This window comes from Corallococcus exercitus (assembly GCF_042231735.1).
In the GTDB taxonomy this organism is placed as follows: domain Bacteria; phylum Myxococcota; class Myxococcia; order Myxococcales; family Myxococcaceae; genus Corallococcus; species Corallococcus exercitus_B.
This window is the reverse complement of record NZ_CP102577.1, coordinates 4,911,434-4,936,558: the sequence shown is the minus strand read 5'-3', so window position 1 is coordinate 4,936,558 and position 25,125 is coordinate 4,911,434. Positions and strand designations below refer to the sequence as shown.

General features: G+C 71.0%; 22 protein-coding genes. 13 read left to right on the top strand and 9 right to left on the bottom strand.

The genetic code is table 11. The features are described from left to right. Window positions 1-98 precede the first annotated feature (98 nt). Window positions 99-2,189, top strand: a complete 2,091-nt coding sequence (locus NR792_RS19195) for a thioredoxin domain-containing protein (RefSeq protein WP_375761459.1) — start codon at window positions 99-101, stop codon at window positions 2,187-2,189. A gap of 56 nt (window positions 2,190-2,245) precedes the next feature. Here the strand turns inward: NR792_RS19195 and NR792_RS19190 are convergent, their stop codons facing one another. The 3 genes from NR792_RS19190 to NR792_RS19180 all read right to left on the bottom strand — a co-directional run bounded on the left by NR792_RS19190 (window position 2,246) and on the right by NR792_RS19180 (window position 5,331). Beyond that, window positions 2,246-3,778 (bottom strand): transglutaminase family protein, encoded by a 1,533-nt coding sequence (locus NR792_RS19190; protein ID WP_375761458.1) that lies wholly within the window; start codon window positions 3,776-3,778, stop codon window positions 2,246-2,248. 85 nt (window positions 3,779-3,863) lie between these two features. Further along, window positions 3,864-4,340: a GNAT family N-acetyltransferase gene (locus NR792_RS19185; RefSeq protein ID WP_375761457.1), complete on the bottom strand. Its 477-nt coding sequence runs from the start codon at window positions 4,338-4,340 to the stop codon at window positions 3,864-3,866. Continuing rightward, window positions 4,231-5,331: a D-alanine--D-alanine ligase gene (locus NR792_RS19180; RefSeq protein WP_375761456.1), complete on the bottom strand. Its 1,101-nt coding sequence runs from the start codon at window positions 5,329-5,331 to the stop codon at window positions 4,231-4,233. Before NR792_RS19180 ends, NR792_RS19185 begins: the two co-directional genes overlap by 110 nt. Window positions 5,332-5,499: 168 nt before the next feature. Here NR792_RS19180 and NR792_RS19175 point away from each other — a divergent pair, with 168 nt between their 5' ends. Further along, complete coding sequence (locus NR792_RS19175) at window positions 5,500-6,798, top strand: HD domain-containing protein (RefSeq protein WP_375761455.1); 1,299 nt, start codon at window positions 5,500-5,502, stop codon at window positions 6,796-6,798. A gap of 17 nt (window positions 6,799-6,815) precedes the next feature. Then, window positions 6,816-8,342, top strand: coding sequence for an MBL fold metallo-hydrolase (locus NR792_RS19170; protein WP_375761454.1), 1,527 nt, complete (start codon window positions 6,816-6,818; stop codon window positions 8,340-8,342). Between the two features lie 14 nt (window positions 8,343-8,356). On the opposite strand, the gene NR792_RS19165 is transcribed toward NR792_RS19170, so the two are convergent. From NR792_RS19165 to NR792_RS19150, 4 genes are all read right to left on the bottom strand, one after another. Beyond that, on the bottom strand, window positions 8,357-9,091 hold the full coding sequence (locus NR792_RS19165) for a GlsB/YeaQ/YmgE family stress response membrane protein (RefSeq protein WP_375761453.1): 735 nt from the start codon (window positions 9,089-9,091) through the stop codon (window positions 8,357-8,359). Between the two features lie 11 nt (window positions 9,092-9,102). After that, window positions 9,103-10,983 (bottom strand): FTR1 family protein, encoded by a 1,881-nt coding sequence (locus NR792_RS19160; protein ID WP_375761452.1) that lies wholly within the window; start codon window positions 10,981-10,983, stop codon window positions 9,103-9,105. Window positions 10,984-11,105: 122 nt separating this feature from the next. Then, the gene (locus NR792_RS19155) at window positions 11,106-11,618 is read right to left on the bottom strand and encodes a dihydrofolate reductase (RefSeq protein WP_375761451.1); all 513 of its coding nucleotides are present in this window, start codon (window positions 11,616-11,618) and stop codon (window positions 11,106-11,108) included. Further along, window positions 11,615-12,409 carry a thymidylate synthase gene (locus NR792_RS19150; protein WP_375761450.1) on the bottom strand — a complete coding sequence of 265 codons (795 nt, stop codon included), beginning with the start codon at window positions 12,407-12,409 and terminating at the stop codon, window positions 11,615-11,617. The genes NR792_RS19155 and NR792_RS19150 overlap by 4 nt, the downstream gene beginning before the upstream one ends. Window positions 12,410-12,512: 103 nt before the next feature. Here NR792_RS19150 and NR792_RS19145 point away from each other — a divergent pair, with 103 nt between their 5' ends. The 3 genes from NR792_RS19145 to NR792_RS19135 are packed head-to-tail and all read left to right on the top strand — an operon-like array spanning window position 12,513 to window position 15,024. After that, window positions 12,513-13,073 (top strand): cob(I)yrinic acid a,c-diamide adenosyltransferase, encoded by a 561-nt coding sequence (locus NR792_RS19145; protein WP_120528091.1) that lies wholly within the window; start codon window positions 12,513-12,515, stop codon window positions 13,071-13,073. Window positions 13,074-13,075: 2 nt separating this feature from the next. Next, window positions 13,076-14,101: a tRNA epoxyqueuosine(34) reductase QueG gene (gene queG, locus NR792_RS19140; protein WP_375761449.1), complete on the top strand. Its 1,026-nt coding sequence runs from the start codon at window positions 13,076-13,078 to the stop codon at window positions 14,099-14,101. Further along, a complete protein-coding gene (locus NR792_RS19135; protein ID WP_375761448.1) occupies window positions 14,098-15,024 on the top strand; it encodes a DMT family transporter in 927 nt (308 codons plus the stop codon). The genes queG and NR792_RS19135 overlap by 4 nt, the downstream gene beginning before the upstream one ends. Window positions 15,025-15,906: 882 nt before the next feature. Here NR792_RS19135 and NR792_RS19130 read toward each other — a convergent pair. After that, entirely contained in the window at window positions 15,907-16,722 is an 816-nt protein-coding gene (locus tag NR792_RS19130; RefSeq protein WP_375761447.1) for a hypothetical protein, read from the bottom strand. A 95-nt stretch (window positions 16,723-16,817) separates the two neighbouring features. On the opposite strand from NR792_RS19130, the gene NR792_RS19125 reads away from it, so the two are divergent. Both NR792_RS19125 and NR792_RS19120 read left to right on the top strand, forming a co-directional pair. Next, on the top strand, window positions 16,818-17,708 hold the full coding sequence (locus tag NR792_RS19125) for an MTAP family purine nucleoside phosphorylase (RefSeq protein WP_375761446.1): 891 nt from the start codon (window positions 16,818-16,820) through the stop codon (window positions 17,706-17,708). Between the two features lie 119 nt (window positions 17,709-17,827). Then, entirely contained in the window at window positions 17,828-18,877 is a 1,050-nt protein-coding gene (locus NR792_RS19120; protein WP_375761445.1) for a YihY/virulence factor BrkB family protein, read from the top strand. A gap of 38 nt (window positions 18,878-18,915) precedes the next feature. Here the strand turns inward: NR792_RS19120 and NR792_RS19115 are convergent, their stop codons facing one another. Next, window positions 18,916-19,740, bottom strand: a complete 825-nt coding sequence (locus NR792_RS19115) for a M48 family metallopeptidase (RefSeq protein WP_375761444.1) — start codon at window positions 19,738-19,740, stop codon at window positions 18,916-18,918. 150 nt (window positions 19,741-19,890) lie between these two features. On the opposite strand from NR792_RS19115, the gene mutM reads away from it, so the two are divergent. The 5 genes from mutM to dapA all read left to right on the top strand — a co-directional run bounded on the left by mutM (window position 19,891) and on the right by dapA (window position 25,109). Continuing rightward, on the top strand, window positions 19,891-20,793 hold the full coding sequence (gene mutM / locus NR792_RS19110) for a bifunctional DNA-formamidopyrimidine glycosylase/DNA-(apurinic or apyrimidinic site) lyase (RefSeq protein ID WP_375761443.1): 903 nt from the start codon (window positions 19,891-19,893) through the stop codon (window positions 20,791-20,793). 79 nt (window positions 20,794-20,872) lie between these two features. Beyond that, window positions 20,873-22,747 (top strand): TIGR04551 family protein, encoded by a 1,875-nt coding sequence (locus NR792_RS19105; protein ID WP_375761442.1) that lies wholly within the window; start codon window positions 20,873-20,875, stop codon window positions 22,745-22,747. Window positions 22,748-22,751: 4 nt separating this feature from the next. Beyond that, window positions 22,752-22,967 carry a hypothetical protein gene (locus NR792_RS19100; RefSeq protein ID WP_375761441.1) on the top strand — a complete coding sequence of 72 codons (216 nt, stop codon included), beginning with the start codon at window positions 22,752-22,754 and terminating at the stop codon, window positions 22,965-22,967. Next, window positions 22,964-24,205 carry a diaminopimelate decarboxylase gene (lysA, locus tag NR792_RS19095; protein ID WP_375761440.1) on the top strand — a complete coding sequence of 414 codons (1,242 nt, stop codon included), beginning with the start codon at window positions 22,964-22,966 and terminating at the stop codon, window positions 24,203-24,205. The genes NR792_RS19100 and lysA overlap by 4 nt, the downstream gene beginning before the upstream one ends. A gap of 16 nt (window positions 24,206-24,221) precedes the next feature. After that, window positions 24,222-25,109 (top strand): 4-hydroxy-tetrahydrodipicolinate synthase, encoded by an 888-nt coding sequence (gene dapA, locus NR792_RS19090; protein ID WP_375761439.1) that lies wholly within the window; start codon window positions 24,222-24,224, stop codon window positions 25,107-25,109. Window positions 25,110-25,125: the final 16 nt, after the last annotated feature.

Below are 25,125 nucleotides of genomic sequence, written 5' to 3'. Positions count from 1 at the left end.
CGTTGGCCAGCGGGGAGTGAGGCCATTTCAGCTTGCCCCCGCGCACCCAGGCTCACAATGTGAAGGGCCGCGAAGCCGCTTCGCACCGGGAGTACCCCATGGACGACCATCCCCCCTCTGGAAAAACCAACCGTCTGGCCCAGGAGCCGTCGCCGTACCTGCGCCAGCACGCCACGAATCCCGTGGACTGGTACCCCTGGGGGGACGAAGCCCTGGCCCGCGCCCGCGCGGAGAACAAGCCCATCCTGCTCTCCGTGGGCTACTCCGCGTGCCACTGGTGCCACGTCATGGCCCACGAGTCCTTCGAGGACCCCGACATCGCGCGCCTGATGAACGACGGCTTCATCAACATCAAGGTCGACCGCGAGGAGCGCCCCGACCTGGATCAAATCTACCAGGGCGTCGTGCAGCTCATGGGGCAGGGCGGGGGCTGGCCCCTCACCGTGTTCCTCACCCCGGACCTGCGCCCCTTCTACGGCGGCACCTACTTCCCTCCGTCGGACCGCTACGGCCGGCCCGGCTTCCCGCGCCTGCTCTCCGCGCTGCGCGACGCGTGGGTGAACAAGGCCAGCGACATCGAGGAGCAGGCCAGCCGCTTCCAGGAGGGACTGGGAGAGCTGTCCACGCACGGCCTGGACGCCGACCCCGCGCACCTGTCCGCGGAGGACATCGTGGCCATGGGCCAGGCGATGCTCAAGCGCATGGACCCGGTGAACGGCGGGTTCGGCAACGCCCCCAAGTTCCCCAACCCCATGAACGTCGCGCTGCTGCTCCGCGCATGGCGGCGCGGCGGCGGGGAGCCCCTGAAGGCGGCGGTGTTCCGCACGCTGGAGCGCATGGCCCTGGGCGGCATCTACGACCAGCTGGGCGGCGGCTTCCACCGCTACTCCGTGGACGAGCGCTGGCTGGTGCCCCACTTCGAGAAGATGCTCTACGACAACGCCCAGCTCCTGCACCTGTACTCGGAAGCAGAGCAGGTGGAGTCACGGCCGCTCTGGCGCAAGGTCGTGGAGGAGACCGTCGAGTACGTCCGCCGCGAGATGACCGACCCGGCCGGCGGCTTCTACGCCACGCAGGACGCGGACAGTGAGGGCGAGGAGGGGAAGTTCTTCGTCTGGCGCCCCGAGGAGGTCCGCGCGGCCCTGGCCGTGGGCCAGCAGGCGGACACCGTGCTGCGCCACTTCGGCATCAAGCCCGGCGGCAACTTCGAGCACGGCGCCACGGTGCTGGAGGTGGTCGTCCCCGTGGAGCAGCTCGCGAAGGAGCAGGGCCGCCCCGTGGAGGCGGTGGAGAAGGAGCTGGCCGAAGCGCGCCGCGTCCTCTTCCTCCTGCGCGAGCAGCGCGTGAAGCCGGGCCGCGACGACAAGATTCTGGCGGGCTGGAACGGGCTGATGATCCGCGGGCTCGCGCTGGCGTCACGCGTGTTCAACCGCCCGGACTGGGCGAAGCTCGCGGCGAACGCGGCGGACTTCGTGCTCGCGAACATGTGGGACGGCAAGCGGCTGTTGCGCTCGCACCAGGACGGCCAGGGCCGCATCGACGGCTTCCTCGAGGACTACGGCGACTTCGCCTCCGGGCTCACCGCGCTCTATCAGGCCACGTTCGACGCGAAGTACCTGGACGCGGCGGACGCGCTCGCGCACCGCGCGGTGGAGCTGTTCTGGGAGGAGGAGAAGCAGGCGTACCTCTCCGCGCCCCGGGGACAGAAGGACCTGGTGGTGGCGGCCTTCTCCCTCTTCGACAACGCCTTCCCGTCCGGTGCGTCCACGCTGACGGAGGCGCAGGTGACGCTCTCCGCGCTCACCGGCGACGTGTGCCACCTGGAGCACCCGGAGCACTACGTGGCCAAGCTGCATGATCAGCTCGTGCGCAACCCGCTGGGCTACGGCCACCTGGCGCTCGCGGCGGACTCGCTGCTGGACGGCGCGTCGGGCGTTACCTTCGCGGGCACGCGCGAGGCCGTGGCCCCGCTGCTGGCGTCCGCGAACCGCACCTACGCGCCGGTGTTCTCCTTCGGCTGGCACGACACGGGCTCCGCTCCGCCCGCGCGCCTCCAGGAGCTCTTCGCGGGACGCGACCCGGTGGAGGGCAAGGGCGCCGCGTACCTCTGCCGCGGCTTCGTCTGCGAGCGGCCCATCACGGAAGCAGGCCTGCTCGCGGAGCGGCTGGTGGCGGCCCCGGGCCACTGAACGAACCTGTCCGACAGTCGGACAGGTTGGGAGAACCGCGGCGGCCGGGCCGCGAACTACTTCACGTCCGTCACCTGCAGCGACCCGATGAGGGGGGTGATCTCCGCGTTCCCCTCGTAGCCCACGTAGAAGTGGGTGGCGTCCGCGACGGGCTGGTTGAAGGTCGGGTCCAGCTGGGTCCACTCGCCGACGTAGGCCTCCACCCACTCGTGCCAGTACAGCGCGGGCACGCCGTCGGAGTTCACCATGTAGATGACGCCGTCCACGCGGCGGGCGGGGATGCCGGACGCGCGCAGCATCGCCACCGTGAGCAGCGAGTGCTCCGTGCAGTCGCCCTTCTTCTGGCGCAGCACGTCCGTGGCCCGGTCCGCGCTGGCGCCGTAGTCCTTCTGCAGGTTGCTGTACACCCACGCGGACAGCATCCGCGCCGCCGTGTACGCGTCCTTCTCTTCGCGGATGATGCTCTTGGCCTGCGCCTTGATGGCCGGCGCGTCCGCCTCCACCGCGAGCGTGGACTTGAGGTTCTCCCCCTTGTCGGGATCCGCCACCGGCCGGGGCAGCCGGCCCTTGGGAGAAGGCGGCGCCGCCATCAGCGTGACTTCCACGCGGCCGTCCGGCAGCCGCTTGTACTTCTGGCGGTACGTGTCCTGCTGGAACTTCTCCGGCAGGTTCTTCATCACCAGCTTCACCTGGCCGGGCACCTCCCGCGCCTTCGCGGGCAGGGGCTGCGGCAGCACCACGCGCGTGAGGCCGAAGACCTCCACCAGGTCCAGCCGCTTCGCCACCGACTCGGACTCGGCGCGCGCCTGCATCGTCTGGCCGAAGTCCACCCGCACCATCTTGCCGTCCGTCGTCAGGAAGGCCGCCACCGGCACCTTCTCCTTGTCCGACAGCGTGCTCACCCGCGACAGCTTCACCTTCACGCCGCCCAGCACCTGCTCCTCGGGGGCCTCCACCGTCGTGACGGTGCGGTAGCCCTCCAGGTCCGTGCCGTCCAGCGCCACGCCCTCCACCTTCTGGCCGCGCAGGAGCGCCACGCGCGCCTGGTCCGCGTCCTCCACCGTCTCCTTGGGCAGGGGCAGCGGCTTGAGGACTTCATCCGGCTGGCCCGGGCGCTTGCGCACCACGCGCAACGCGTCGCCCGTCACCGTGCCCACGAGCTCATTGTCCCCGCCGTCGCCCTTCTGCGTGACGGTGAAGGACAGCAGCTTGCCGCCCGGCTTCGCTTCGTAGACGCGCACCTCGCGGTGCACGCGCTCCGACACGCGCGTGCCCACCTGCGCCTTGAAGATGAGCTCGTTGATGCTCTGCACCTTGTTGCCCGGCAGCGCCGTCAGGTCGGTGAAGAACCAGCCCACCTTCTTGTCCATCAGGTACAGGCCGAAGTACTCGCCGCCCTTGGGGCGCGGGGCCTTCAGCACGTCGGAGACCTCCTGCGCCTGTGGGGCGCCGGCCGTCCTGGCCTGGGCCTTGGCCGCCGCGGCCTTCGCCTGGTTCTTCAGCGCGGCGGGGGCCTGGGCCCAGGCGGCGGAGGGGGCCCCTGTCAGCAGGGCGAGCAGGCTCAACAATCCCAGACGGGTGCGTCGCATCGGTCGGTTCATGGAAGGCATCTGCCCCCTCCTGACGGGGACCCGGGCGGCGTCTTCACGCCCAGGGGTTTGGGACGGCGGGGGACTACAGGCGCTTGGTCAGGATGATGAGGTCGTCGCCCTGCTTGTAGAAGTCCTTGATGCGCGCTTCCTCGCCGTACTTCATGGAGGCATAGAAGCCGCGCGTGGGGCCGTAGGCCTCCGTGGCGCTCGTCTCCACGCGGATGATGCGCGCCTTGCGGCGGCGCAGGTCGGCCTCCATGGCGGAGATGAGCCCCGCGCCGATGCCCTGGCCCCGGACTTCCGGCGCGGAGGCGATCCAGTACAGGTCGAAGGTGTTCTCCGTCATCGGCGTGGGGCCGTAGCAGGCGTAGCCCACCAGCCCGCCCCCGTCCTGGCCGCGGTCCGCCACCAGGATGGTGTAGTCGCGGTTGCCCGCCGTGAGCGCGGTGTCAACCAGCTCGATGGCGCAGTCCTGCTCCTCCTGCGAGAAGGTTTCGATTCGCCGGATCAGCGCGGCGAGCGGCTCCCGGTCCTTTCTTTCGAGTGTGCGGATTTCCATGGGCTCTTTCGAGAGCGACCTCCACGAGTCGGGAGGCCAGGGTCGCGTAGTCCATGCCGGCGGCCTGCGCCGCCTTCGCGAACCCCGCGCCCGGGTGCAGGTCGCAGTTGGGGTTGATGTCGATGACGTACGGCACACCCTCGGGCGACACCCGAAGGTCCACGCGTCCATAGTCCTGGCAATCCAGCGCTGCAAATGCTTCCAGCGCCGTCTGGATGCAACGCGCTTCCTGCACTGCGTCGAGCCGGCAGGGCCCCGTGGGCGAGTCCCGGTACTCCGGCGACTCCGCCTCCCACTTGGCCCGGTACGACACGATGTTCGGCCGGTCTTCGAACGCGCGGCCGAAGTGGATCTCCGTCAGCGGCAGCGCCTGACGGGGGCTGTTGCCCAACAGCGGAACGTAGACCTCGCGTCCCGGGATGAACTGCTCCACGAGCGCGGGCTGGTGGAAGGTGCGCAGCACGGACTCGCACGCCCGCACGAGCGCCGAGCGCTCCGTCACCACGGAGTCGAAGTCCATGCCCACGCTGGCGTCCTCGCGCGCGGGCTTCACGATGAGCGGCCACGGCAGGTCCACCGCCAGTGCGTCCTCGCGCTTCTTCACGAGGAAGGAGGCGGGCGTGGAGACGCCATGGGCGCGCAGGATGTCCTTGGCCTTGGGCTTGTGCAGCGCCAGCCCCAGCGACAGGGCGGACGAGCCGGTGTACGGCAGCCCCAGCGCGTCCAGGAGGCAGGGGACGGCCATCTCCCCGCGGCTGTCGGCGGCCAGCGACTCGCAGAGGTTCACCACGAGGTCGGGCTGGAGGAAGCGCAGGGCCTCGACGAAGTCCAGCTTGTCCCCTTCGATGGCGAGCGGCTCGGCGTTCACGCCGTCCCGGCTGAGCGCGTGGGCCAGGCTCTCGGCCACCCGGACCACGTCCTCGCGGGCTTCGCGCCCGGGGTCGTCCTCGAGGAGGTCGTGGTCACGATTGTGCAGCAGGATGATGTGCATTCGGAGTGACCCGAGGGTTAGCACGTCCCCAGGGACCTTCCCAGCCTGTGACATGGTGGCCGGTCGGCCCCTCACAGGGCTACCGCCTGCCAGGGTATGCGCTACGGTGGGTGACCTGTAGGAGCAGTTCCGGGCCTCTTGGGTGAGCAGGGGCCCGGCAAGGACGACATGCGGATTCGCGACCCCATCCACGGCGTCATCCCGGTGAGCGACCCGGAGAAGGCCGTCATCGACAGCCGCTTCTATCAGCGCCTGCGCTACGTGCGGCAGCTGGGCTTTGGGGACCTGGCCTTCCCCGGCGCCACCCACACCCGCCATGCCCACAGCCTGGGCGCCATGTACGTCGCCTCGCGCGTCTTCAACGCCGTGGCCAGCCGGTCCGACCTGCCGGACGATGTGCGTGAACATTTCTGCACCGCCGTGCGCCTGGCGGTGCTCTGCCACGACCTGGGGCACATGCCCTTCTCCCACGCGTCCGAGCGCATCGCGCCCCGGCGCTCACTGCTGCGGCTGCCCGGCTGGCTGGACTCCGTGGCGGAAGGGGAGCAGGCGACCCACGAGGACTACACGGCGAAGCTGCTCCTGGACAGCTCTCTCACGGACATCATCCAGCGCGAGTTCGGCTCGCGCGGCATCACCCCCATGGCCGCGGTGGCGCTCATCACCGGCGCGAAGCCGCCCAAGGACCCGGGCTTCACCCACAAGGGCGTGGACTGGACGCCGCTGTTGCGCGCCATCGTCTCCGGGGAGCTGGACGCGGACCGGATGGACTACCTCTTGCGCGACTCGTTCTACACGGGCGTGAACTACGGCCGGTACGACATGGATTGGATCGTCTCCAACCTGAATCCGGCGCTGAAGGACGGCAAGGCGGTGCTGGCCCTGTCGCGCGCGGCGGCGTTCGCGTTCGAGGACTTCCTGCTCAGCCGCTACCACATGTTCGTGTCGGTGTACCTGCACCACACGTCGGTGAACTTCGACCACATGCTGCGCCGGTACTACGAGGAGACGCCCGGCGAGTTCGAGATTCCGCACGACCCGGAGGCCTTCCTGCTCTGCGACGACGCGGCGCTCTGGTACACGCTGCGCCGGTCGAAGAACCGGTGGGCGGAGCGCATCAGCCGCCGGCAGGGCTTCAAGCTCCTGGCGCAGTTCACGGAGCGCGACACGGGCTACGACCTGGAGGTGCTGAGCAGCGCGCTCACCAGCGGCGGCTTCGAGCACTACACCGTGCAGTCCAAGGGGGCGCTCAGCAAGTACGTGGGGTCCTCCGGGGGCGGCGGCAACCCGGGGTTGTTCATCCTGGACGTGTCCACGGGAAGGCTGACGGAGGTGGCGCGCTACACGCCGCTCTACCAGCGCTACAGTGGCGCGGTGCGACTGACGCGGCTCTACGTCCGGCCGGACCAGGCGGAGCGGGCGCGCGAGATGATGGGCCGGCTGCTCGGCCAGACGACGCAACCCTGAAGGACGACGGTGCAACCATGAGCGAGCCCCTTCCCGGCATGGGCCTCTTCGGGCCCCACACCCCCGTGGAGCCACGGCCCTCCTCGGTGGTCATCCTCTACCGCCGCGCGCATGCCGGCGTGGAGGTGTTCTGGGTGAAGCGCGAGCGCGCGCTCACCTTCGCGGGCGGCTTCCAGGCCTTCCCCGGCGGCAAGCTGGACAAGGACGACCACGACGTGCCCGTGCAGGGCGCCCAGGGCGAGGAGGCCGCGCTGCGCTCCGCGGCGGCGCGCGAGCTGTTCGAGGAGGCGGGCGTGCTGGTGGCGGAAGGCGCGAGAGCGCTGTCGCCCCAGACGCTGGAGGAGGGGAGGGCGGCGCTGCTCGCGGGCAGCGTGAAGTGGAGCGAGTGGCTGGTGCGCCACACGCTGAGCCTGCGCGCCGAGGACCTCAAGCCCGCGGGGCGGTGGGTGACGCCGCCGGCCATCCCGGTGCGCTTCGACACGCGCTTCTACCTGGTGGAGCTGCCGGAGGGCGCCGCCGCGAGCATCATCCCCGGCGAGCTGACCGAAGGCGCGTGGATCCGCCCGGAGGACGGGCTGTCGCGCTGGAGCGACGGCACGGCGCTCTTGCATCCGCCCGCGCAGCACGCGCTGCAGGTGCTGTCGGAGTTCACGGACGAAGCGGACGCGCGCGCGAAGCTGTGCACGCCGCCGTACTGCCCGGGCTACGTGGCCCAGCGCATCGAGTTCCAGCGCGGCGTGCGGGTGGTGGCGCTGGAGACGCCCACGCTGCCGCCCGCGACGCACACGAACGCGTACGTGCTGGGCACGGGCGACCTGCTCATCGTGGACCCGGGGTCGTCCGACGTGAAGCAGTACGCGAAGCTCCTGTCGCTGGTGGCGGGCCTGAAGGCGGAGGGCGCCCGTCCGGTGGCGGTGGTGCTCACCCACCACCACGGTGACCACGTGGGCGGCGCGTTCGCGGTGAAGGAGCGGCTGGGCATCCCGCTCTGGTGCCACGCGCGCACGGCGGACCGGCTGGACTTCCCGGTGGAGCGGCTGCTGGAGGACGGCGAGGTGCTGAACCTCGACGGGCCAATGGTGCAGCGCTGGCACGTGCTGCACACGCCGGGGCACGCGCGCGGGCACCTGTGCCTGGTGGACTCGCGCAGCAAGTCCGCCGTCGTGGGCGACATGGTGGCGAGCGTGGGCTCCATCGTCATCGACCCGCCGGAAGGCAACATGGTGGACTACCTCGAGCAGCTGAAGCGGCTGCGCGACTGGCCCGTCACCACGCTGTACCCCGCGCACGGCTCGCCGGTGCCGGACGGCCCGGGCAAGCTGAACGAGTACCTGCGCCACCGCGCCCAGCGCGAGGCCCTCATCCTGGACGCGGTGCCCGCGACGGGCGCGACGCTGGCGGAGGTGGTGGCCACGGCCTACGCGGACACGCCGCCCATCCTGCACCCGGTGGCGGAGCGCAGCGCCCTGGCCTCGCTGGAGAAGCTGGTGGCCGAAGGGCGCGTGCGCGAGGACTCCTTCACCTGGTTCCGCGTCGGGGCCTGAAGCGGCGACGCAGCCTAGAAGCTGCCCATCAGGCCCAGGTGCGGGCCCCTGCTGCTGTAGGTGGCCACGGGCATCAGGCTCACGGAGGGCGTGGAGGCCCGCGCCTCGGCCTCCAGGCGCAGGACCTTGCCGTGGGACAATTCGAAGCCCGCGCTCGCGCCCACCACCGGCAGGATGAAGAGGGCCGCGTTGACGGCCGGGGGCGCTTCGGTGCCGCCGCTGTTCACCAGCGTGAGCGCCAGGAACGTCGCGCCCCAGCCCACCATGCTGCCTGCCACCGTGGGGCCCACGCGCCCGCGCCCGCCCATGAACCGGCCGCCGGCGTACGTGCCCACCGGGATGCCGATGATGCCTCCCGCCGCGGCGCCCGCGACGGCCATCACCAGGCACTCGTCACAGCCCACCGTGGCGGAGCCCAGCAGGTAGCCCACCGAGCCCAGGACGGTGGCGCCCACGACGCCGCCGGCCGTGCCGCTCAGCACCTCCACCGCCACGCGCGGCACCGGGTCCTTCGCGGGCGCGGCCTTCACGGACGGCAGGGCCTCCGGCGCGACGGAGGTGCGCGTGGGAAGCTCCGGCGGGGTGACGTCCGGCGGGGGAGGCACGTCCTCGTCCGGCGCGCCCACCAGCGGTGGCGGCGTGAGGCTCCCGGCGGGAGCCTGGGCCGGCTCGGCGGGGGCCTCCTGGGCGGAGGCCAGGCCCGACACGAGCAGCAGGGCGAGGAGTGGGAACAGACGGGGGAGCTTCACCAGGACCCACGCTACCGCAAGGGCGGCGTCGGCGTCGCCCCGTCCCCGGAGGCGGGCGTCTCCATGCGGGGCCGGCGGCGCAGGGCCCGGTAGACGAGCGGCGCCACGGCCAGCAACGCCTGCGGCACCAACGACAGGGCGTCCGGGTACACCCCCAGCATGTCCACGTAGAGGAAGCGCACCGGCACCAGCGGCAGCGCGCCCACCTCCTGCAGCGAGTGGATGCCCTTGCCCAGCAGCATCACCGCCGTCACCACCATCACCACCGTGGAGAGGTTGAACAGCGCCTTCATGGGCAGCCGGTAGCCCATGCGGTTGACGAAGAGCACCAGCAGCGCCAGCGCCGCGACGCCCGCCACCACGCCCCAGGCCACGCCCGCCGCGGAGTCCACCGCGAGCCCCTGGAGGAAGATGGCCGTCTCGAAGCTCTCACGCAGCACGGACGTGAACGCGATGGCGAACAGGCCGAACGTGCTGCCCCTGCCCAGCGCGCCCTGCATCTTCTGGCGCAGCTCGCCCATGAAGTGGCTCACGTTGGCGCGCGCGTTGAGCCACAGCGCCGCGTACAGCAGCATCGCCACGGCGACGAGCGCGGTGACGCCCTCCAGCCACTCGCGCTGCGCGCCGGCCAGCAGCTTGCGGCCCAGGATGTACGCGAGGGCGCCGACGATGAGGGCGGACACCCAGCCCGCGTGCACCACGCGCACCTGGTCCATGGCCTTCATCTTCTTCAGCGCGGCCAGCAGCGCCGTGACGATGATGGTCGCCTCGAAGCCCTCGCGCAGCAGGATGAGCAGCGTCAGCCACATCACCGACACGAGGTCCGTCGTGCTGCCGGTGGACTTGCGCGCCTGGTCCAACAGCGACAGCAGCTCGCGCCCTTCATCCTGGAGGTGCGGGCTCTTGCGCTCGGCGGCGAGCCGCGCCTGGAGGAAGGCCTCCTCCAGCTTCTGGGTGAGCACCGGGTCGCGCCCGCGCAGCTTGGGCTCCACCGGCTCCAGGCCGTTGAGGTACGCGTCCAGGAGCGCCGTCTTCGCCGCCGCGTAGTCGCCGTCCGCGCCCAGGCGCAGCGCGTCGCCCACCGCCGCGCGCGCGCCGAGCAGCACCTTCTCCTCGTCCGCGTCCGGCATGTTCTGGCGCAGGCACGCCACCTTGTCCGCGCCGAACGCCTTCGTCAGCTCCGCGTCCGTGGACGTGGCCAACCGCTCCAGCGACACGTTGGGCGGCTCGCCCTGGCACCGCGGCTGGCGCAGCGTGAAGACGAAGAAGGCCAGCGACCAGCGGTCGTCCTCGGTGAGCGTGGGGTAGGCCGGCATCGCGGTGCCGGGCACGCCGAAGCTGGTGGTGTTGAACGCCTTGTAGGGCGTCAGGCCGTCCTCCATCAGCTCCGGGTCGTGGAAGTTCGCCGGCAGCGGCTCCATGGTGGCCGCGATGGCCACGTCCGCCTTGCCCTCCGCGCCATGGCACGCCGCGCAGTTGGCCTGGAACAGCTTCTTGCCGTGCTCCAGGTCCGGCGCCACGCGAGGGCTGCGCGCCAGGCCCCCCGCCAGCACCAGGTTCTCCACCAGCTCTCCGCAGTCGCGGCTCACGCCCTCCGGGTCCGTGGCCTCGTTGACGCGCGCCTGGATGGCCTCCACGCGCGGCACGAACGTGGCCGCCGCCGGGCCCAGCTCCTTCGCCGCCGCCAGCGCCTCCGCCGCGAAGCTCTTCTGCTCCGTCAGCTCGAACTCCGACTGCGACGACACCGCCGCCGGGTAGTCCGCCTGGAGGTACTGGAGGATGCCCACCAGCCGGTGCCAGGTGCGCCCCTCGTCGGACGCCGGCGCTTCAGCCCGGGCGGAAGAGGACAGCGCGAGCAGCAGGCACAGCGAGAGGGAGGCGGCGCGATTCACGGCCGTCTTCTACCAACCGCCCCCCGGGCGTTCAATTCTGCGAATCAAGATCAAATTATCGCACCCCCTCCGAAACCGAAGGGGGCGCGGGGGTCAACACTCGGGGTGCTCCCCGGGATGACTCAGGGCAGCCCCCGGAACAGGGGCTGGCCCTGACGCTCGTAGGTGAAGAAACCGAAGGGCAGGTCGCCCTCGGGGTGCCGTTCCTCCTCCACCTGCCTCCATCCGGAGAGGTCCACGGGCGGGAAGAACGTGTCGCCGGAGAAGTCCCGCTCGATGCGGGTGAGGTAGAGCCGGTGCCACAGCGCCTGCGTCTGTGCGTAGAGGTCCGCGCCCCCGGCGATGAAGACCTCGCTGTCGTCCCGGGCCTGCGCCAGCGCTTCCTCCACGGTGTGGGCCACGCGGACGCCCTGGGGCGCGGCCCAGTCCCGCTGGCGGGTGAGGACCACGGTGGTGCGGCCGGGCAGGGGCCTGCCGATGGAGTCGTACGTCTTGCGGCCCATGACGAGCGTGTGGCCCAGGGTCAGCCGCTTGAAGCGCGCCAGGTCCTGCGGCAGGCGCCAGGGCAGGGTGTTGCCCTGGCCGATGACGCGGTTCGCCGCCATGGCGACGATGGCGGACACGCGCGGGCTCATACGGCCACGGGCGCCTTGATGGCGGGGTGCGGGTCGTAGCCCTCCAGCGTGAAGTCCTCGTAGCGGAAGGCGAACAGGTCCTTCACGTCCGGGTTCAGGCGCATGCGCGGCAGGGGGCGCGGCTCGCGCTTCAGCTGCTCCTGGGCCTGCTCCACGTGGTTCAGGTACAGGTGCGCGTCACCAATGGTGTGGATGAACTCGTGCGCGGTGAGGCCCGTGGCCTGCGCCACCATCAGCGTCAGCAGCGAGTACGACGCGATGTTGAAGGGCAGCCCCAGGAAGATGTCCGCGCTGCGCTGGTAGAGCTGGCAGGAGAGGCGCCCGTCGGCCACGTAGAACTGGAACATCACGTGGCAGGGCGGCAGCTTCATGGAGGGCACGTCCGCCACGTTCCACGCGCTCACCAGGTGACGGCGCGAGTCCGGGTTCTTCTTCAGCCCGTCCACCAGCTGCTTCATCTGGTCCACGTGGCCGCCGTCCGGCGTGTTCCACGAGCGCCACTGGTGGCCGTACACGGGCCCCAGGCTGCCGTCGGCGCTGGCCCACTCGTCCCAGATGGTGACGCCCACCTCCTGGAGCGAGCGCACGTTCGAGTCCCCCCGGAGCATCCACAGGAGCTCGTGGATGATGGACTTCAGGTGGAGCTTCTTCGTCGTCACCAGGGGGAAGCCCTGGGTGAGGTCGAAGCGGAGCTGGTGGCCGAAGAGGCTCAGCGTCCCCGTGCCGGTCCGGTCGCCCTTCTTCGTCCCGTGGTTCAGGACGTGCTCCATCAGACTCAGGTATGGCCGCATGGGGCTTTTTCCTTAGGCGGGGTGGAACGGGTGATCAAAATATTGATCGCGGGTCACCTCCGCACGGCGTTGCATCTGTTGCATCGCTATAAAAAGGGCTGCCATGAAGATCTATACGAAGACCGGCGATGCGGGAGAGACGGGCCTCTTCGGCGGAGGCCGCGTGGCGAAGGATGACGCGCTGGTGGACGCGTACGGCGAGGTGGACGAGCTCAACGCCACGCTGGGCCTCGCGCGCACCTCCCCGCTGCCGGCGGACCTGGACCACCTGCTCCAGCGCATCCAGGACCAGCTCTTCACGGTGGGCGCGGTGCTGGCCACGCCGCCGCACACCAAGGCGGCGGCCCACATCCCGGAGCTGCACCCGGAGTGGGTGGAGGAGATGGAGCGCCACATCGACCGCTACGAGGAGGAGCTGCCGAAGATGACGCACTTCATCCTCCCGGGAGGGGCGCCCGCGGCCGCGGCGCTGCACCTGTCGCGCACGGTGTGCAGGCGCGCCGAGCGCCGGGTCGTGACGCTCCTGCGTGAGGACAAGGCGCCGCCCGCGGTGGCCATGTACCTGAACCGCCTGTCGGACCTGCTCTTCGTGGTGGCCCGGCTGGTGAACTTCCGCGCCGGCCTGCCGGACGTGAAGTGGATCCCCGAGAAGCCGACGAAGTAGCCGTGTACGCGACGCAACTGCCCACTGCCCGCTTGAGGCAGCTCGCCCAGGACGTGGGCTTCGACCTCATCGGCTTCGCGCGCGCGGAGCCCATCCCGCCGTCGTCGCTGATGTCGTGGCTGGAGGCCGGCTACGACGCGGACATGGACTGGATGGGGTCGCGCGCGGAGGAGCGGCTCGACGTGTCGGTGCTCCTGCCGGGCGCGCGCACGGTGCTGTCCTTCGCGAACAACTACTGGCGGGACGACACGCCGGCGCAGGGCTCGCCCATCGCCCGGTACGCGAGGGGCCGCGACTACCACTCCACGCTGCGCGACCGGATGAAGGCGTTCCGCAAGACGCTCAACGCCTGGTACCCGGGGCTGGGCACCTACGGCGGCGTGGACAGCGGACCCATGATGGAGAAGGTGTGGGCCGCGCGCGGGGGCCTGGGCTACGTGGGCAAGAACGGCTGCCTCATCACGGAGTCGCACGGCTCCTGGGTGCTCCTGGCCACGCTCATCCTGGACGCGGAGGTGGACGCGTATCCGGAGGGGCCGGTGGCGGACCGCTGCGGTTCCTGCCGGCGGTGTCTCATGGCCTGTCCCACGGGCGCGCTGGTGGGCAACCGGCAGGTGGATGCGCGGGCGTGCCTGTCGTACCAGACCATCGAGAACCGCGACCGCGACGTGCCGGAGGCGTTCCGGCTCAAGTTCGACAACCTCATCTTCGGCTGCGACATCTGCCAGCAGGTGTGTCCGCTGAACAGGAAGCCGGTGTTCGCGGAGGACGACCGCTTCGTGCCCCGCGCGGTGGCGTCGCTGGGCACGCTGGAGCTGGCGGCGCTCACCCCCGAGCAATACAAGGAACTCATCCCGGGCACGGCGCTGGCGCGCGCGCGGTACGACGGTTTGAGGCGCAACGCTGTCTATGCACTGGGGGTCGCACGGCAGGCGCACGCCCGGCCGCTGCTCGAAAAACTCAGCGGCGACGACAGTGAGCTGGTACGCAGCGCCGCACGATGGGCGCTTCTGCAACTGGAGCCGTGACGCCTCCTGCCGCGCCGCCGCCGCTCGGGCGGGTGTACGCGGCGCTGACGGTGCAGGTGCTGATCAGCGCGGGCACGTACCTGGCCGCCAAGCGCGCGATGACGGAGCTGTCGCCGTTCACGGTGGTGCTGTGGCGCTTCCTCGTGTGTGGCGCCGCGTTCGTGACGCTGCTCGCGCTGACGCCGGGGCGCAAGCTGCCGCCGCGACATGCGTGGCCGCGCGTGGCGCTGCTGGGATTGATGGGCGGGCCGGTGAACCAGACGCTGTTCTTCTCCGGCCTGTCGCGCTCCACGGCGGCGCACGCGGCGCTGTTCTACGCGCTCACGCCGCTGGGCGTGTACGTGGCCAGCCTGGTGCTGGGCCGGGAGCGGGCCTCCGCGCGGACGACGGCGGGCATCCTCACGGCGCTGGTGGGCGTGGTGGTGCTGCTGCTGGGCCGGGGGCTCGCGAGCGCGCGGGGCACGCTGGAGGGGGACCTGCTCATCCTCGCGGCGGTGGTGGCGTGGGTGGTCTACACGACGGAAGGAAAGCCCCTGGCCTCCGAGCATGGACCGCTGCGCGCGACGGCGTGGACCATGACGGTGGCGACGGTGCTGCAGCTCCCGCTCGTGCCGTTCGTGCTGGAGCCCGAGGCGGTGTGGGCCTCCAGCACCGCCGCGAAGGCGTCCATCGTGTACGTGGGGCTGATGACGTCGGTGGTGGCGTACCTGCTCTGGTCCTACGCGCTGTCGAAGGTGCCCGCGTCGCGCGTGGCCATCTTCTCCAACCTGCAGCCGGCGGTGACGGCGCTGGTGGCGTGGCTCTTCCTGGACGAAGCGCTGCACTGGGAGCTGGCGCTGGGCGGCGCGCTGGTGCTCGTGGGCGTGCGGCTGACGCAGGGCACACCGATGAAGGCCGCGCCGGTGGTGGTGCGCGCGGGCTGACGGACTTGAGGAAGGGCGCGTTCAGCCGCGGCGGCGGCCCCCGCCCTCCAGGCGGTGCTTCGGGTACCGGCGCCGGCCCTCGGACCTGCGTTCTTGTCCGCTGAGAAGATGGAGCCCTGCTGGGACCTCCCGGCGGCGGCGCACGGCACGAACCTGTCCGACTGTCCGACAGGTTGGGACAGCCGCGGCGGCGGAGGGGCCTGTTCCAGCCGGGCAGCGGAAACCTGTCCGACTGTCTGACAGGTTGGGACAGCCGCAGCCGGGGAGGCGCCTGTTCCAGCCGGGCAGCGGAAACCTGTCCGACAGTCGGACAGGTTTGGATGGCCGCTACCGGGGAGGCTCGTGTCCCATCCGGGCAGCGGAAACCTGTCCGACAGTCGGACCGGTTGGAACGGCCACTGCCGGGGAGGCGCCTGTTCCAGCCGGGCAGCGGAAACCTGTCGGACAGTCGGACAGGTTTGGACGACCGCAGCCGGGGAGGCTCGTGTCCCAGCCGAACAGCGGAAACCTGTCGGACAGTCGGACAGGTTTGGACGACCGCAGCCGGGGAGGCTCGTGTCCCAGCCGAACAGCGGAAACCTGTCGGACAGTCGGACAGGTTTGGACCGCGTCGAGCGGGGGAGGGGGCTGTTCCAGCCGAGCAGCGGAAACCTGTCGGACAGTCGGACCGGTTGGGACCGCGTCGGGCGGGGGAGGCTCCCGTTCCATTCGAGCAGCGGAAACCTGTCCGACAGTCGGACCGGTTGGAACGACCGCGTCGGGCGGAGGAGGACAGCTTGGATGTCCGGGGCCTGGCGCGCTCAACGCCCTGGCGTCAGGGCGCGTTCGAGCGCAACGAACGAGGCATCACCTGGAGCGCAACCGCGGGCTGACGGCCCTGCTTCAGTCGCCGTTGGGGTCCCATTCGGAGATGTCCTTCTTCGCGGGCTCCGGCGGGATGGTGGGGCGCGGCGGCTCCGAGATACGGGGCGGCGGCTCCTTCTTCGCCACCGGCGGGGGCGGCGGAGGCAGGTCCTCGTCGTCCGACCGGCTCGGCTGTGCGGGCTCGGCCACCACCGGCTTCGGCTCGGGCTTCCTCGGCGGCGGCTCCGCGCGGGGCGGCGGCTCCGCGAAGGCCTCGATGTCGGGGGCCTCGGAGCGCCTGGGCTCCGGCTCCGGCGCCACGGCGGGGGAGGGCGGCGGAGGCGGCGGGCGCGCGGGCTCCGTGGCTCGCGCAGGGACGGTGGCCTGCGGACGCGGGTTGTTCCTCGCGGGCTTCTCATCCGACGCGCGGTAGCCCTTGCGCTCCGGGGGCGGCTCCGGCGGATCGTCGTAGGAGTCGCGCACCGGCCGCGCGCGCGGCTGCTTGTTCTCTTCGTCTCCGAACGGGTCCTCCTCGCGGCGGCGGTCCTTCTCCTGGATCTCGCGCAGCTTGGCCGCTTCCGTCATGCCGCCCCGGCGCTCGGGCGCGGCCTCCGGTGCGTCCGGCGCCCGGTTGTTCAGCGCGTTGAACTGACGAGCACACTGCGTGCGCTTGTCCAGGCAGCCGTCGAAACAGCGCGTCAGCTTCTTGATGGCGGCGCCGTTGCCGCCGTACTCGATGGTGCAGTCCTCCTTGCACGTGGTGGCGTCCTCCTCGCAGCCGGGCGGGACGGGGCCGGCCAGGGCAGGGGTGCCGAAGAGGACGCTGAGGACGACGAGGCGCGGAAGAAGACGCATGGCAAATGTGAAAGCTACCAGTCTTCCGCGCTTCCTGGGCGAGCCCCCCGCGATATCGTCAGGCCCACGCCCGGCGACCGGGCGAGAGGAGACGCATGCCGGCGGTCAAGGTGGGCATCATCGGGGGCAACGCCCTCTACCAGGCCCTGGGACTCCAGGGGCGCGGCGAACACCTCTCCGTGGAGACGCCCTTCGGCCCCCACAGCACCCCGCTCATCGCCACGGAGCTGGACGGCGTCCCCATCGTCTTCGTCTTCCGCCACGGCCAGGGCCACGTCCACAACGCCACCCGCGCCCCCTACCGCGCCAACCTCTTCGCCCTGAAAACGCTCGGCGTCACCCACGTCGTCGCCACCGGCACCGTGGGCAGCCTGCGCGACGCCATCCAGCCGCTCCACCTGGCGCTGCCGGATCAGGTCCTCGACCGCACCTACCGCCGCCCCTGCACCTTCTACGACGACGTCGCCGTGCACGTGGAGCTGGCCCAGCCCTTCTGCGCCACCCTGCGCCAGACGCTCGCGGACGCGGCCAGCAAGAGCGACACCGTGGTGCACTCCTCGGCCACCTACGTCTGCATCGAGGGCCCCTCCCTCAGCACCCAGGCGGAGAGCCAGCTGTACCGCGCGTGGGGCGCGGACCTCGTGGGGCTCACCGCGATGCCGGAGGCGCGGCTCGCGCGCGAGGCGGAGCTGCACTACGCCCTCATCGCGCTGCCCACCGACCATGACTCCTGGCGCCCGCAGCCCGTGGGCCAGGAGCCCGAAGCGCTCCTGCCGCAGTTCGCCCAGCGGCTGGACGCCGTCACCGCCCACGGCGCCGCGCTCCTGCGCCGCGCGCTGCCCCGCATCGCCAGCGCGCCCGTCACCTGCCGCTGCGCCAGCGCGCTCGCGCTGGCCATCTTCACCGACCGCACGCGCATCCCCGCGGAGGTGAAGAGCCGCCTGCGTCCGCTGCTGGGCCGCTACCTGCCCTCCGGACTCGTCTAGCGTTCAACACCCGGCGCATCTCCCGGTGCCTCTGTCCGCGAGCGCTCGGCCGGCTGCCTGCTGCCGAATGCCCGGGCCGTTCGCACATTGGCTCCCCACAGACCCGGAGGGGGAACCACATGGGGCTGCCACGGCTCAAGTACCTGACGTGGAGGGAGTTCGCGCGGCGCTTCTGGAAGGAGATTGAAGAGGACACCGTCACCGACGTGGCGGCGCAGCTGTCCTACTACTTCATCTTCTCCCTGTTCCCGTTCCTGTTCTTCCTCGTCACGCTGGTGGCGTACCTGCCGTTCGCGCCCGGCGCCGTGGACGCGATGATGGACCGCATCCGCCCGCTGGTGCCCGGTGACGCCATGGGCCTGCTCAGCCAGCACCTGACGTCCGTCGTCGGGGAGACGCGCCCCAAGCTGCTCACCGTGGGTCTGCTCGTGGCGCTGTGGTCCGCGTCGCGCGGCGTGGACGCCCTGCGCAAGGCCCTCAACCTGGCGTACGACGTGCCGGAGTCCCGGCCCTTCTGGAAGACGCAAGGGCTGGCGCTGGCCGTGACGCTGCTGGGCGGCCTGCTGATTCCGCTGTCCTTCGCCATCCTGCTCCTGGGCGGGCGCGTGGGGGCGTGGGCGGCGGACAAGCTGGCGCTCATCGACGAGTTCCACCTCGTCTGGTCCTGGCTGCGCTGGCCCTTCACCATGGCGCTGGTGATGCTGATGCTGTCGCTCTGCTACTACCTGCTGCCGGACGTGAAGCAGCGCTTCAAGTACATCACCCCGGGCTCCGTGATTGGGACGCTCGCGTGGATGGGCAGCACCTGGGGCTTCACCCAGTACGTGGAGCACTTCGGCAAGTACGACGTCACCTACGGCTCCATCGGTGGCGTGGTGGTGCTGCTGCTGTGGCTCTACCTCACCGGGCTCATCTTCATCCTCGGCGGGGAGCTCAACGCCATCCTCGAGCACGCGTCCGCGGAGGGGAAGGCCAAGGGCGCGCGCGACTTCGGTCAGCCCGCGCCCCTGGAGCCGCCCCTCAAGACGCCCGGCGCGGCCAAGAGCGCCGCCAGCGCCCGGAAGACCCGGCTCGCGCTGTTCAAGCGCAGGCGCCGCGTGGCGGAGGGCAAGGACCCGGAGCCCCCGGGCCTGGTGCCGGACGGGAACGACAACCCGTCCATGCACTGAGGCTCGAGGGGCCCCGAAGCCCGCCCCAGGGCTTCAGGCTACTGCTTGGGCAGCTTGGCCTGGATGGCCGTCAGCCCGCCCGCGGTGTTGCGGCCGCCCGTGAGCCCCTGCTGCGCGATGATCTTCCGCAGGTGCGCGATGCGGTCCTCGTTGGTGGGGTGCGTGGACAGCCACTTGAGCACGCCCGGCGTGGAGCCCTGCTCCTTCTGCAGCTTCTGGAAGAAGGTGATGAGGCCGTTGGGGTCGAAGCCCGCCGCGGAGGAGTACTTCGCGCCGTACTCGTCGGCCTCCGTCTCCTCGCTGCGGCCGTGCGCCAGCTGCAGTCCGCCCCCCGCCAGCTGCGCGGCGATCTGCGCCGCGGTGCCCGGGTTCTGGCCCAGCGCCACCTGGGTGATGGCCTGCAGGCCGAAGGCGTTCACCATGGCGCGCGCGGAGTGCCGGCCCACCACGTGGCCCGCCTCGTGCGCCATCACGCCCGCCAGCTCCGCCTCCGTGTCCGCCGCGAGCAGGAGGCCCGTGTACACGTAGAGGAAGCCGCCCGGCGTGGCGAAGGCGTTGACCGTCTTCGGGTCGTTGATGACGTTGACCTTCCACTTCACCCCGGAGCGGTCCTTGTTGGCCTGCGCGAGGATGGGCGCGGAGATGCTCCGGACGTAGTCCAGCACCGCCGGGTCCTCCACGTACTGGATGTTCTCCTTCGTCTCCAACTCCTTCTTCACCTGGAGGCCGAGCTGGTTCTCCTGCTCGTCGGAGATGAGGACACTGGCAATGGCCTTCTCCGCGCCCACGCGCTGCTTGGTGCAGCCCGTGGTGAGGCCCGAGGCCAGGGTGAGGGTCATGAGTGCGGTGACCATCCGTTGCATGGGCGAGTCGTCCTTTTGTGCTTTGGAGGTTGGAGGCTTTCGTCGCCCGTCGTAGCCGCGCCCCCACGCCCCGGGCAAGCGCCTTCCCCGCGCGCCATCCACCGGGGGACATGCGCCGGAAACAGTCCGGTGGTATGCCCCGGCGCTCAGATGCCTGAGCTACCGGAAGTGGAGATCGCCCGGCGCAACCTGGAGCGCTGGTTCAAGGGCCACCGCATCGTGCGCGCGGAAGCGGACGCCACCCGCGTCTTCCGGGGCGCGGAGCTGCCTCGCTTCACCCGGCTCACCGGGCAGGTGAAGGCCCTGGAGCGCAAGGGGAAGTACCTGCTCCTCACCCTGGAGGGCGGCCACGGGCTGATGGCCCACCTGGGCATGACGGGCAAGTTCGTGCGCCGCAAGGAGGGCGAGGCCGTCCCCCACAGCCGCGCCCGCTTCCACCTGGACGACGGCCACGTGGTCCACTTCGCTGATCCACGCCTCTTCGGCCGGATGGAGCCCGTGCCCGCGCAGGAGCTGTGGGAATTGCCCGCGGTGAAGGCCCTGGGGCGCGACCCGCTGACCGACGGGCTCACCGGGCCGCAGCTGCAGGAGGCGGTGGGCGACTCGAAGCAGGACCTGAAGGTGGCGCTGATGGACCAGGGCCGCGTCGCGGGCCTGGGCAACATCCACGCCGCGGAGGCCCTCTTCCGGGCGGGCCTGCACCCGGCGCGCAAGCCCGGCACCCTCACGCCCGACGACTGGAAGCACCTGGCGAAGGCCATCCACGCCGCGTTCGACTTCGCCTTCAAGGAGCAGGAGGGCGAGGACATCACCTATCTGGAGGAGGCCGGCTCCGTGAACCGCTTCCGCGTCTACGGGCGGGCGAAGGGGCCCTGCTCGAAGTGCGGAACCGCCGTGGAGTCCTTCACCCAGGGTGGGCGGACCACGCATTTCTGTCCGAAATGTCAGCCGCTCTCCACCGTTCCCTCCCGCGCGTCCCGGAAGGGGCCGGCGGCGGGGAAGGGGACGGCCCCCGCCGTTGCAAGTACGAAGCCCCGCTCCCGTAGACGTTGACACCCCAGGGGTGCATGGCTTGAATCGCCCGCCCTTTACACCCGGCCGCGTCATGTCGCGGCCCCGGAGACCGTTGACCATGCCTCACGTCCTGCTGGCGGCGCTGCTCGTCGCCTCGTCCACGGCCACCGCGCAGACGCCGGTGCCCGATGGTGGCGCGCCCGCGGCACCCCAGGAGTCGGCGCCCGCCGAGTCTCCCGCCCCCGCGCCCGCCGCCCCGGCCGCCGCCGCCCCCACCCCCAGCGAAGGTTCCGTCAGCCGCGAGGAGCTGGAGCAGCGCCTGGAGGCCACGCGTCAGGAGCTGCGCGAGGACATCCGCGCCCAGACGGCCACCCAGTCCGTGGCCAACAACGACTGGCAGGAGGAGTGGACGGAGGAGAAGCGCAAGCTGGAGCTGTTCACGCTGGACGGCTACCTGCGCGTGCGCCCCACGCTCTTCTACAAGTTCGACCTGGGCAAGCCCGCGCTGCCCTCCGGCACGCCCCTGGGCCGCCAGCTGTGGACGCGCTCGCCGCGCACCGCCTCCGAGCAGACCCAGGCCGGCGCCAACATGCGCTTCCGCCTGGATCCGTCCTTCAACGTCTCCGAGGACGTGCGCATCAAGGCGCAGGTGGACGCGCTGGACAACATCCTCCTGGGCTCCAACCCGGACAGCGCCTACAGCGGGGATGGCCGCAACACGTTCACGCTCTTCTCGGAGAACCAGTCCCCGTCCAACTCCGCCGTCAACGCGTTCAAGGACTCCGTCCATGTCCGCCGCGCGTACGGTGAGGTGACGACGCCGGTGGGCATCCTGCGCTTCGGCCGCATGGGCAGCCACTGGGGCCTGGGCATGCTGCGCAACGACGGCAACTGCCTGGACTGCGACTACGGCGACACGGTGGACCGCATCCAGTTCGTCACCGAGCCGTTCGCCGGCTGGTACGTGACGCCCATGCTGGACTTCAACTCCGAGGGGCTCTCCACGGAGAAGGCCAACGCGCTGGGCGAGCCGGTGGACCTCACCCAGTCCGACGACGCGCACAGCCTGGTGCTGGCCATCGCGCGGCGCGACACCGACCAGCAGCAGAAGGCCAAGCTGGACAACAACCAGGGCGTCCTCAACTACGGCCTGTACTTCACCTACCGCACGCAGCGCTACGCGGCGACGACGGAGACGGGCGTGCCCTTCGAGGACGCCAACCCCTCCAACCCCATCAACACCACCGCGCCGGCGTTCGTCCCGCGCGGCGGCACGCTCTACATCCCGGACCTGTGGTTCAAGTACGAGGAGAAGAGCTTCCGCGTCGAGGCGGAGTTCGCCGCGCAGCTGGGCAACATCGACGGGCGCGCGCTCACGGCCAACGACCCCACCACCCAGTCGCTGCGCGTCGCGCAGTTCGGCGGCGTGCTCCAGACGGAGTTCCACGTCATCCCGCAGAAGCTGCACCTGGGCGTGGAGGTGGGCTTCGCCTCCGGTGACAAGGCGCCGGGCTTCGGCAACTACCCGGGCCGCCAGGGCACGGGCTCGGACGGCAACACCGCGCCGGGCGACGTGGAGGGCCGTCAGTACAGCTGCGACACCGGCGGCTGCAGCGACAACGCCATCCGCAACTTCCGCTTCAACCGCGACTACCGCGTGGACCTCATCCTGTGGCGGTCCATCCTCAATGGCGTCACGGACGCGTTCTACGTGAAGCCGGGCCTCAAGTACTCCATCGCGGAGGGCTTCGACGTCTTCGGCAGCGTCATCTACTCGCAGGCGTTCTACGCGGAGTCCACGCCGTCCTTCACCAGCAAGGCGCTGGGCCTGGAGGCGGACATCGGCGCGCGCTACATCACCGAGGACGGCTTCGTGGCGGGCATCGACTACGGCATCCTCTTCCCCCTGGACGGCCTGAAGGACACGGGCCTGCCGGCCCAGGAGCTGAGCACCGCGCACGCCATCCGCGGCACGCTGGCCATCCGGTTCTAGGCCCATGCGCTCCTCTCTCATCCGGCTGTGTGCCGCTGCCAGCGTGACGCTCGCGCTGGTGGCGTGCGGCATCAAGGGCAGCCCCCGCGCGCCCCGCCCGGCGCCGCTGCCCGCGCCCACGGCGGAGACGGTGCCCGCGCAGCAGTCGCCGCGCGGGCCCGTGGAGCCCTCCGGCCCCACGGTGCCGCCGGCCACCACGGACGCCGGGCTGCCCGAGTGAGCGCCTTCGCCTACAGGAAGGGCGCGCTGCACGCGGAAGGGGTGCCCCTGTCCGCCATCGCGGACGCGGTGGGCACGCCCACCTACGTCTACGCCACCGCCGCCCTCACGGAGCGCTTCCGCGAGGTGACGGACGCGTTCCAGGGCCAGAAGCACCTCATCTGCTACTCGGTGAAGGCCAACTCCAACCTGGCCATCCTGCGCCTCTTCGCGGGGCTGGGCAGCGGCTTCGACATCGTGTCCGGCGGCGAGCTGGCGCGCGTGAAGCAGGCCGGTGGCGAGCCGGGCAAGACGGTGTTCGCGGGCGTGGGCAAGACGCCGGACGAGATGGCCCAGGCGCTGTCCCAGGGCCTCCTGCTCTTCAACGTGGAGAGCGCGGAGGAGCTGGAGGCGCTGGACGCCGTGGGCCGCCGGCTGGGCAAGCGCGCGCCGTTCGCCCTGCGCGTGAACCCGGACGTGGACGCTCGCACGCACCGCTACATCTCCACCGGGCTGAAGACGTCCAAGTTCGGCGTGCCCTTCGAGGAGGCGGTCGCCCTCTACGCGAAGGCCCGGAAGCTGAAGGGGCTGAAGGCGCTGGGGCTGGACTGCCACATCGGCTCGCAGCTCACGCGCACCGCCCCCATGAAGGCCGCGCTCACCAAGGTGGCGGACCTCTACGCCACGCTCAACACGCAGGGCCACGCGCTGGAGTACCTGGACGTGGGCGGCGGCCTGGGCATCACCTATTCGGACGAGACGCCGCCCAGCCCCCAGCAGTACGCGCGCACGGTGCTGGACGCGACGGAAGGCACCGGGGCCACGCTGCTGTTGGAGCCGGGGCGGTCGCTCGTGGGCAACGCGGGCGTGCTGCTCACGCGCGTGCTGTACCGGAAGCCCACCGAGGCGCGCACCTTCGTGGTGGTGGACGCGGGCATGAACGACCTGCTGCGCCCGGCCCTCTACGAAGCGCACCACGAAATCCAGCCGGTGGTGAAGCGCCGCGGCCGGGACGTGGAGGTGGACGTCGTGGGGCCGGTGTGTGAATCCACCGACGTGCTCGCGCGGGCGCGCCCCCTGGTGCTGCCCCGCCAGGACGACCTGTATGCCTTCATGAGCGCCGGGGCCTACGGGATGAGCATGGCTTCCACCTACAACTCGCGCCCCCGGCCGGCGGAGGTGCTGGTGGACGGGGCGGCCTGGCGTGTCGTGCGGGAGCGCGAGCGCGTCGAGGACCTCTGGCGCGGCGAGCGAACCTGAACGTATAAGCGCCGGCATGAAGACCTTCGAAGGCTCCATGACGGCGCTGGCCACTCCGTTCCTCAACGGAAGCCTGGACGAGGGGGCCTTCCGGGCCCTGGTCCGCTATCAGCTCGAGGGCGGCACGAACGTGCTCCTGCCCATGGGCACCACCGGCGAAGCGGTCACCATGGACGCGGACGAGCGCGCGCGCGCCATCGCCGTCGTCGTGGACGAGGTGAAGGGCCGGGTGCCGGTGGTGGCGGGCGCGGGCAGCAACAGCACGCGCGAGACGATTGAGTCCGTGCGCCGCGCGCGCGAGGTGGGCGCCGACGGCGCGCTCATCGTCACGCCCTACTACAACAAGCCCACGCAGGCGGGCCTGGTGGAGCACTACCGCGCCATCGCGAAGGCGCACCCGGGCTTCCCGCTCGTCGCCTACAACGTGCCGGGCCGCACGGGCGTGGACCTCCTGCCGGAGACGGCGCTGCGCCTGTGTGACATCCCGGAGGTCGTGGCGCTGAAGGAGGCCACGGCCAGCCTCATCCGCGCGGTGGACCTGGTGGAGAAGTGCGGTGACCGGCTGACGCTGCTGTCCGGTGACGACTTCACCGTGCTGCCCTTCATCGCGTGCGGCGGCAAGGGCGTCATCTCCGTGTCCTCCAACGTCGCGCCCCGCATGATGGCGGACCTGGTGGCGGCGGCGCGCGGCAACGACATCGCGAAGGCGCGCGGCCTCCAGGTGCGGATGAACGCGCTGCACCGGCTGCTCTTCGTGGAGTCCAACCCCATCCCGGTGAAGTGGGCGCTGCACCTGATGGGCATGTTCGGCCCGGAAGTGCGCCTGCCGCTCGTGCAGATGGGCGAGGCGAACGCCGCGAAGCTCAAGGAAGAGCTGACCGGGCTGGGCCTGCTGAAGGGCTGAAGGGAAGGGGACACGC